Source organism: Saccharopolyspora sp., from assembly GCF_017434145.1.
GTDB classification, from domain to species: domain Bacteria; phylum Actinomycetota; class Actinomycetes; order Mycobacteriales; family Pseudonocardiaceae; genus Saccharopolyspora_C; species Saccharopolyspora_C galaxeae.
This window is the reverse complement of the sequence record NZ_JAFRFW010000212.1, coordinates 1-8,026: the sequence shown is the minus strand read 5'-3', so window position 1 is coordinate 8,026 and position 8,026 is coordinate 1. Positions and strand designations below refer to the sequence as shown.

The following is an 8,026-nucleotide window of genomic DNA, read 5'->3' as shown; positions in this document are numbered from 1 at the left end:
CGCAGGAAGCTGCGCAACCACGCGATGCCCTCCGGGTCGAGGCCGTTGGCCGGTTCGTCCAGGATCAGCACCTGCGGATCGCCCAGCAGCGCGGTGGCCAGCGCCAGCCGCTGCCGCATGCCCATCGAGAACCCGCCCGCGGCGCGGCCCGCGGCGCCGGTGAGCCCGACGAGTTCCAGCGCGTGGTCGACCTGCTGGTCCGGCACGTTCATCGCCGCGGCGTAGCCGCGGAGGTGGTTGCGCGCGGTGCGCGACGGGTGGAAGCTCTGCGCCTCCAGCACCGCGCCCACCACGGTGGCGGGGTTGCGCAGCTGCGCGAACGGCACCCCGTTGATCGTGCTCGAGCCCTCGGTGGGGTTCACCAGCCCGAGCACCATGCGCAGCGTGGTCGTCTTGCCGGAACCGTTCGGTCCGAGGAACCCCGTCACCACCCCGGGCTCGACCGCGAAGCTGAGGTCGCGGACCGCGCCGACCTGGCCGAAGTTCTTGCTCAGGTGCTGCACCAGGATCCGGCCGCTGCCGTCGTGCACACGCTCCTCCATCGTCGCCGTTGGCGCGCCGGTGCTCGGCGCGGCCACCATCCTGCCTGACGGTGCAGCGGTGATCGTCCAGGCGTGGGCGGGTCAGCCGCCGCGGTGCGGTGGCCAGGAGATTTGCCGCTCCGCGCCGGACGCGGCGGTGCGGCTGCGAGGCACCCGGTCGAACTCCAGGTGACCGCCGACCGGCGGGAAGCGGTGGGGGCGCGGATCGTGCGCGAGCGCGGTGAACTCCGGCCCCGGCGATGCGGTGCCGGGCTCGCCGGTTTCGTCGTCGTGCCACTGCGGCCAAATCGGGATCTCGCCGGTCTCGCCGGAGTCCGCGGCATCCCCGGCGTCCTGCTCGGGGTCGTGCTCGGGCGGCGGGAACTGCGGGGCGGGTTCGGCCGTCGCCTGCCCGGACCGGTCGCCGATGAGCTGGCGGTGCACCACCAGCCACACCTCGCACGGCCACCGCCGGCTGCGCAGCGTTCCCGAACAGGCAGGGCAGTGACCGTCGAGATCGGGCTGGTGCCGGGCCAACAGCGCGCGGAGACCTTCGGTGAGGCGGCGCAGCTCGGAACGCGTCACCGGCAGCAGGGCCTCGGCGCCGCCGTCGGCGGCCACTCGGTCCAGTCGCGCCAGCCGGTCCAGGACGGCCTCGCGCATCTTCGCCTCGTCCACGGTGGGCTCCCCCGTATTCTCGGGCCCGATCGTCGGCCCTTCGCGTCCGGCCGGGTCGCGGCCGGTACGCCGAGCGCGGGCGCCCGCGGCCGATCTTCGCGCCCTCCCATCGGCAGGTGTCCGGCCGAGCTGCACCCGGACGCGTCGAACTCACTCCTTCGGGTGGTTATCGATTCGGCTGCCGATTCGAGTCGCCGACGCGCTCCGCGTCGTCGGAAATCAGGCGTTCGTGGCCTACACTGGTGTTGGCGGCCCGCTCCCGGTGACCCCCAGGCCGGTTGAGCGGGCCGCCCCATACGTTCCGTGCAGCGCTCCGGGGTTCTCGCCCCCGTCAGTCCAGTACCCCCGTCAGTCCAGTACCGCGGACGGATCTGTCAGCGGCAGGTCGTGCGCCTCCGCGACCGCTGCGTTCACCAGCTTCCCGCCGTGCGTGTTCAGCCCGCCCGCCAGCGCCGGGTCCGCCGCGCACGCCGCGCGCCACCCGTGATCGGCGATGCGCAGCGCGTACGGCAGCGTCACGTTGGTGAGCGCGTGCGTCGAGGTGTTCGGCACCGCGCCCGGCATGTTGGCCACGCAGTAGAACAACGAGTCGTGCACCCGGTAGGTCGGGGCGTCGTGCGTGGTGGGCTCCGAATCGGCGAAGCAACCGCCCTGGTCGACCGCCACGTCCACCAGCACGCTGCCCGGCTTCATCCGCGACACCAGCTCGTTCGAGACGAGCTTCGGGGCTTTCGCGCCGGGGATCAGCACCGCGCCGATCACCAGGTCGGCCGCCTGCACCGCGGATTCCACGGTGTACCGGTTCGAGGCCACGGTGCGGATGCCGCCGCGGTAGTCGCGGTCGATGTCGCGCAGCTTGTCGACGTTGGTGTCCAGCAGTTCCACGTCCGCGCCCATGCCGAGCGCGACGGTCGCGGCATTCAGCCCCGCGACCCCGCCGCCGATCACCACGACCCGCGCGGGCGCCACTCCGGGAACACCGCCGGGCAGGACACCCCGCCCGCCGCTGGGACGCAGCAGCGCGTAGGAGCCGACCTGCGGGGCCAGCCTGCCTGCGACCTCGCTCATCGGCGCCAGCAGCGGCAGGTTCCCGCCGGATGCCTGCACGGTCTCGTAGGCGATGCCGGTGACCCCGGCGCGCATCAGCGCCCCGGTCAGCTCGGCCGATGCGGCCAGGTGCAGGTAGGTGAACAGCAGTTGCCCCTCGCGCAGCCGCGGGTACTCCTCCGGAACCGGCTCCTTCACCTTGAGCACCAGCTCGCCCGCTGCCCACGCCTCGTCCGCCGAACCGACCAGCTCCGCCCCCGCCGCGAGGTAGTCCTCGTCCGGGATCGACGAGCCGGACCCCGCGCCGGCCTGCACGAACACCTCGTGGCCGTGCGCGCGCAGCTCGTGCACGCCTGCCGGGGTGCACGCCACTCGGTACTCGTGGTTCTTGATCTCTTGCGGCACCGCGATCTTCACCCGTGCTCCCTTCCGCGTGGCTGCCACCATCCTCCGCCGGGACGCCGCGCCCGTGCTCGTCGCCGCGGTGCCATCGGCGCGGTGGACGCGCCGCGCGAAGGGCTCAGCCCGGCCAGCTGAAGGTCGCCAGCCCGCCCGCGGGCAACGTGTAGTCGAAGGCGCGGTTCTGCGCGGACACGGTGAAGGTCTGCTCGCCACCGGTCGGGTTGTGCGCGATCAGCGCGATGGAGCCGTCGGGGTTGCGGAACGCGGCGTTGCGGACTTCGCCGAGGTCGTTCGAGCCGACCCGGACAGCCCCCGGCCGCACGAACTTGCTGGCGTGCCCGAGCGCGTAGTACTCCGCGTTGTAGCGCACGTCCCCGCCATCGACGGTCGTCACTCCCGTGCAGTCGGTGCAGGCGCCGTCCAGGACCGGCCCGTGCGCGGGATCCAGCGCCAGGTTCCACAGCAGCACGCTGCTCGCGTGGTTGCGGGTGCCGCCGATGATCAGGTTGTCGGCCTGCCAGGCCAATGTGTCGCGGAAGGTGTTCGCGGGGTCGGCTGATTCGGTGCCGGAGCACTCCGTCAGGTGGATCTCGGCGTCCGGATGCGCTTCGTGCACCGCGGACTGCGCCGACGGGTCGCCGCCGTAGCAGTGGAACGCCGCGCCGTCGGTGTACTGCGCGGCGGCATCGAGGACCTGGTTCGGGTAGTCGACGTCGTCCCAGTTGTGGTCGTAGGCGAACACCTCGGTCCCCAGCCCGGCCTGCTCGAGCTTCGGCCCGAGGTCGTTGCGGACGAACGCGGCCTGCGCGTCCGGTGCCATCGGGCTGCCCGGGTAGGACTCCTGCGTGTTCAGCGGCTCGTTCTGCGGGGTCAGCGCATCGATCGGCACACCAGCCCGCTGGTACGCCTGCACGAACTTCACCAGGTAGTCGGCGAACACCTGGTAGTTCTGCGCGGGCAGTTCGCCGCCGATCATCGAGCCGCCGGATTTCATCCAGCCCGGCGCGCTCCACGGCGTGGCGACCGTGTTCAGCTCCGGCGAGAGTTCCTTCGCGCGCCGCAGCAGCGGCAGGATGTCGGCCTCGTCGTGCGCGATGGAGAACTCGGACAGGTCGTAGTCGTCCTGGCCCGGAGGCACCTCGTCGTAGCTGTAGACCTCGCGCGCGAAGTCCGAGGCGCCGATCACCTGCCGCACCGCGGTCAGCCCGATGCCCTCGCGCTGGTCGAACAGCTCGGTCAGCAGTTCGTCGCGCCGCGGCGAGGCGTTCATCAACGCCGCCGACGAGTCGGTCAGCGCCGCACCGAACCCGGTCATGGTCTGGTGGGTCTCGCCCGGATCGACGGTGATCGTGCGATGCCCGCCGCCCGAGCCGAACTCGGCGTCCGGCTGTCGCGCGAGGAGCTGCCTGCCGTCCTGAGTGGTCAGCCACACGCCGACCGACGGCTCGGCGTGCGCCGCAGGCGCGAGCACGAGACCCGGCGCGAACGCCGACAACACCAGCGCAGCAAGCTTTGACCTGCGAGTTCCGCGCACCGGAACCTCCCGTCGATCGGTTCCCGACCAGGGTGGTTGAACCAATCTCGCGGTGGCTAGCGCCGTTCGGCGGCACCTGCGCACCGACCATCGGGCGTGCCCGGTCCGGTGGGAGGGGCTTTGCCAGCCGCAGCGGTGCGTTTATCGTTGCCGCACACGCGACAACCGCATACCGCCGCAGAACCCGGGCGGGAGAGACCCTGCGCAGCAGGGCGCCGAAGGAGCAAACTCTCCCCGCAAACTCTCAGGCACCATGACCGCTCGGGCGAGGCGACTCTGGAAAGCGCGCGCTCCGGCGCCGCACCCACGGTGCAAGCCGCCTGCGGCGGTGAAGCTCTCAGGTTCCGCAACAGAGGGGGAGGCCCAGGACCCGGGCACGACTGTGCCCACGACGCCCTTCAGGAGCCTCCATGTCCCTGCCCGAGCAGCTGCGCTACACCGAAGAGCACGAGTGGATCGAGGACCGCGGTGACGTGGTCCGCATCGGTGTCACGCCGTACGCGGCTGAAGCGCTCGGCGACATCGTCTACGTGCAGCTCCCGGAGACCGGGGAACGCATCGAATCCGGCCAGTCCTGCGGCGAGCTGGAATCCACCAAGTCCGTCAGCGACCTGTACGCCCCGGTGACCGGTGAGGTCGTAGCGGTCAACGAGGCCGTCGTGGACGACCCGGCGGCGGTCAACGCCGACCCGTTCGGCAACGGCTGGCTGCTCGAAGTGCGTGCGGAGAGCACCGGTGCTGTGCTCACCGCCGAGCAATACGCCGCGTTCACCAGCGGCGAGTAGCCGAGCCAGGCCGGAAGGGGCAGGCCATGGCGATCAGTGTCTTCGACCTCTTCTCGGTGGGCATCGGGCCGTCGAGCTCGCACACCGTCGGCCCGATGCGGGCGGCGGGCCGGTTCGTCGCGGGGTTGCACCGCGACGGGCTGCTCGACCAGGTGGTGCGGGTGCGGGCCGAGCTGTTCGGCTCGCTGGGCGCGACCGGGCACGGCCACGGCAGCCCGAAGGCGGTGCTGCTCGGGCTGGAAGGCCACGACCCGGAGACCGTCGAGCCGTCCTCGGTCGAGCACCGGATGGACGAGGTGCGTTCCGGCGGCGGCTTGTTGCTCAACGGTGCGCGCGAGGTCCGGTTCGACCCCGACAAGGATCTGGTGATGCACCGGCGCAAATCCTTGCCGTTGCATCCGAACGGGATGCGCTTCAGCGCGCACGGGCCGCTCGGCGAGTCCGGCCCGCTGCGCGAAGCGGTGTTCTATTCGGTCGGCGGCGGTTTCGTCGTGGACGAGGACGCCACGGGCGCGGACCGGATCAAACCGGACGAGACCCCGTTGCGGCACCCGTTCAGCACCGGTGCGCAACTGCTCGAGCAGTGCTCGGAATCCGGCGCGCGGATCAGCGACGTGATGCTGGCCAACGAGCTGTCCTGGCGATCCGAGGAACAGGTGCGCGCGGGACTGCTGCACATCTGGTCGGTCATGCAGGAGTGCGTGGAAAACGGCTCCCGCAACGACGGGGTGCTGCCCGGTGGGCTCAAGGTGCGCAGACGCGCGGCGACGCTGCGGGCGAGCCTGACCGAGCGGGACGACCCGATGGAATGGCTCACGCTGTTCGCGCTGGCGGTGAACGAGGAGAACGCCGCGGGCGGGCGGGTCGTGACCGCGCCCACCAACGGTGCAGCGGGGATCGTGCCCGCGGTGCTGCACTACTACGCGCGGTTCGTGCCGGGCGCCGACGAGGACGGCATCGTGCGCTTCCTGCTCGCGGCCGGGGCGATCGGGGTGTTGTTCAAGGAGAACGCTTCGATCTCCGGTGCCGAGGTCGGTTGCCAAGGCGAAGTCGGTTCGGCGTGCTCGATGGCCGCCGCCGGGCTCGCCGAAGTGCTCGGCGCGACGCCGGGGCAGGTGGAGAACGCCGCGGAGATCGGGGTGGAGCACAACCTCGGTCTCACCTGCGATCCGGTGGGCGGTCTGGTTCAGGTTCCGTGCATCGAGCGCAACGCGGTCGCCTCGGTCAAGGCGGTCACGGCCGCGCGGATGGCCTTGCGCGGCAACGGCAGCCACGTCGTCTCGCTGGACAGGGCGATCCGCACGATGCGCGACACCGGCCGGGACATGAAGGTCAAGTACAAGGAGACGGCCCGCGGCGGTCTCGCGGTGAACGTGATCGAGTGCTGAGCCTTCGGGGGCGGGTCGTTCACCGCAGGCCAGCGGTTCCGCTGGATGGTCCGCGGAAAAACCGCGGCGGTCCGCTACAGGATCAGCGCGTAGGCCAGTGCGGTGGCTGCGGCCACCAGGGACAGAGCGGTCACGCCGGCGTGCAGCACTCCGTCGGGGAGCGGCTCGTCCGCTCGGAGGTTGCGTTCGGCCCGCCGGTGGCGGCGCCACGCCAGGAACGCGATCACTGCTGCCACCGGCAGGAACACCGCAGCGGACACCGCGGCGGCCACTGCGCTGCGGTGCGCGATCAGCCGCAGCAGCACCGCCATCCCGGCGACGAAGGCCATGATCGTGCGCAACCACGCGAGCGTGGTGCGCTCGACCTGCAAACCGGGATCCCAGGGCTCCTCGTGCGGCACGCTCAGAACCCGGTGATCAGCAGCAGGACGAACGAAGCCACGCCGATCGCGCCGAGGCCGTAGCCGATGAACGGCGCGAGCTTCGGCGACGGCAGCGGTGCGCCGGTGCGCAACGCGCGCTCCAGCCGCACCCAGCGCCCGAACGCGGCCACGCTGCACACGACCCCCGCCAGCAGCAGCAACACCGCAAGGGCGGTGCGCAGCGGGCTCTGCGTCGCGGCCGCGGCGTTCAACGCCTCCACGCCGACCCCGGCCGCCATCAGCGCCAGCGCCGTCCGGATCCACGCCAGGAACGTCCGCTCGTTGGCGAGGGTGAAGCGGGGATCGGGTTCGGTGCCCGTGCCGTAGAGCCGCTGCGGCCACCGAGAAGCGGACGATTCCCGTTGCCCGTCCGGTCTCCCGGCGGATTCGTGCTGCTCTGCGGCCATGCCGTCACGGTAATACGTCCAGTGTGGCCAGTCGGTCGAGTAGTGGTGCCGCACACACGAACGACCCCGCGCGAAAGCCTTGCGCGGGGTCGTCGTGCGCCGGGATCAGAAGTCGTACACCGCGCCCAGCTTCGCCGCGGCCACGCACTCGTTGCCGAACTCCTGCCGGAAGTGCACCGGCTTGCCCTGCCAGTTGCCGTGCGCGGTCGCCACGACGGGCTTGAGCACCATCGGACACGGGGTGGCCGCGTGGTTCTGGCTGAGCCGGTGGAAGTCCCCGCCCGCGTCCCGCAGGCTCGCGCAGGCGGCGTCCGCCCGCGGGTGCGTGCCGCCCGCCGGGTCGCAGCTCAGCAGCGTCGTGCGCGGGGTTTCGACGCCGTTCTCGGGTCCGACCGAGAGCGTGAAAGCGCTGCGCTCAGCCGCGTCCGGGGCCGCGTTGGCCACTCCCGCGGGCACGGACGTGGCGGTGAGCAGTGCGGTCAGCAGCAGGGTGCGGGTCAGTTTGGTGGCAGCCATGTCAGGTGCGCCTCCGGGGATTCGGGGAAGTGTCCGCTCAGATGTATCGGCACATTCCCGGTCCGAACCGCACCAATACTCAAAGATCACCGAATCGAGGTTCCCCCGGTGGCGCTTCGGTGACCATCAGTGATCAACGGCGGCGATGCCGATCGGCTGCCACCACTCGGTGGTGAGCAAGTCAGGAGTACAGCGACTCCAGCACTTCGGCGTACTTGTCGTGGATGGCGTGGCGGCGCAACCGCATCGACGGGCCGAGCTCGCCGCCCTCGGCGCCCCACGTGCGGTCCAGCAGCCGGTGCCCGCGGACCTGGCCGGACGCGTCG

9 protein-coding genes and 1 riboswitch are annotated in these 8,026 nt (G+C 71.5%); of the genes, 2 read left to right on the top strand and 7 right to left on the bottom strand.

Features of this window, described 5'->3' with window-relative positions:
• The 4 genes from IJH84_RS06005 to IJH84_RS05990 all read right to left on the bottom strand — a co-directional run.
• A partial coding sequence (locus IJH84_RS06005) for an ATP-binding cassette domain-containing protein (RefSeq protein WP_295141299.1) occupies positions 1 to 530 on the bottom strand: 530 nt, incomplete at its 3' end.
• Positions 531 to 623: 93 nt separating this feature from the next.
• On the bottom strand, positions 624 to 1,199 hold the full coding sequence (locus IJH84_RS06000) for a hypothetical protein (RefSeq protein ID WP_295141295.1): 576 nt from the start codon (positions 1,197 to 1,199) through the stop codon (positions 624 to 626).
• Between the two features lie 348 nt (positions 1,200 to 1,547).
• The gene (gene ald / locus IJH84_RS05995) at positions 1,548 to 2,663 is read right to left on the bottom strand and encodes an alanine dehydrogenase (protein WP_295141293.1); all 1,116 of its coding nucleotides are present in this window, start codon (positions 2,661 to 2,663) and stop codon (positions 1,548 to 1,550) included.
• A 103-nt stretch (positions 2,664 to 2,766) separates the two neighbouring features.
• A complete protein-coding gene (locus tag IJH84_RS05990) occupies positions 2,767 to 4,146 on the bottom strand; it encodes a glycoside hydrolase family 30 beta sandwich domain-containing protein (protein ID WP_295141290.1) in 1,380 nt (459 codons plus the stop codon).
• 215 nt (positions 4,147 to 4,361) lie between these two features.
• A riboswitch (glycine riboswitch) is annotated at positions 4,362 to 4,452 on the top strand.
• 140 nt (positions 4,453 to 4,592) lie between these two features.
• Between IJH84_RS05990 and gcvH the strand changes: the two genes are divergently transcribed.
• Positions 4,593 to 4,967, top strand: coding sequence for a glycine cleavage system protein GcvH (gene gcvH, locus IJH84_RS05985; RefSeq protein WP_200073194.1), 375 nt, complete (start codon positions 4,593 to 4,595; stop codon positions 4,965 to 4,967).
• A gap of 26 nt (positions 4,968 to 4,993) precedes the next feature.
• Positions 4,994 to 6,355 (top strand): L-serine ammonia-lyase, encoded by a 1,362-nt coding sequence (locus tag IJH84_RS05980; RefSeq protein ID WP_295141283.1) that lies wholly within the window; start codon positions 4,994 to 4,996, stop codon positions 6,353 to 6,355.
• Between the two features lie 74 nt (positions 6,356 to 6,429).
• On the opposite strand, the gene IJH84_RS05975 is transcribed toward IJH84_RS05980, so the two are convergent.
• From IJH84_RS05975 to IJH84_RS05965, 3 genes are all read right to left on the bottom strand, one after another.
• On the bottom strand, positions 6,430 to 6,756 hold the full coding sequence (locus tag IJH84_RS05975) for a DUF202 domain-containing protein (RefSeq protein WP_200073192.1): 327 nt from the start codon (positions 6,754 to 6,756) through the stop codon (positions 6,430 to 6,432).
• Positions 6,757 to 6,758: 2 nt separating this feature from the next.
• Positions 6,759 to 7,184 carry a DUF202 domain-containing protein gene (locus IJH84_RS05970; protein WP_295141278.1) on the bottom strand — a complete coding sequence of 142 codons (426 nt, stop codon included), beginning with the start codon at positions 7,182 to 7,184 and terminating at the stop codon, positions 6,759 to 6,761.
• 105 nt (positions 7,185 to 7,289) lie between these two features.
• The gene (locus IJH84_RS05965; RefSeq protein ID WP_295141275.1) at positions 7,290 to 7,700 is read right to left on the bottom strand and encodes an SSI family serine proteinase inhibitor; all 411 of its coding nucleotides are present in this window, start codon (positions 7,698 to 7,700) and stop codon (positions 7,290 to 7,292) included.
• Between the last annotated feature and the right edge of the window lie 326 nt (positions 7,701 to 8,026).

Bases quoted from the DNA above. Each gene is read 5' to 3' on its own strand.
- gcvH (WP_200073194.1), top strand. From the start codon at position 4,593: ATGTCCCTGCCCGAGCAGCTGCGCTACACCGAAGAGCACGAGTGGATC.
- IJH84_RS05965 (WP_295141275.1), bottom strand. From the start codon at position 7,700: ATGGCTGCCACCAAACTGACCCGCACCCTGCTGCTGACCGCACTGCTC.
- IJH84_RS05980 (WP_295141283.1), top strand. From the start codon at position 4,994: ATGGCGATCAGTGTCTTCGACCTCTTCTCGGTGGGCATCGGGCCGTCG.
- IJH84_RS05970 (WP_295141278.1), bottom strand. From the start codon at position 7,184: ATGGCCGCAGAGCAGCACGAATCCGCCGGGAGACCGGACGGGCAACGG.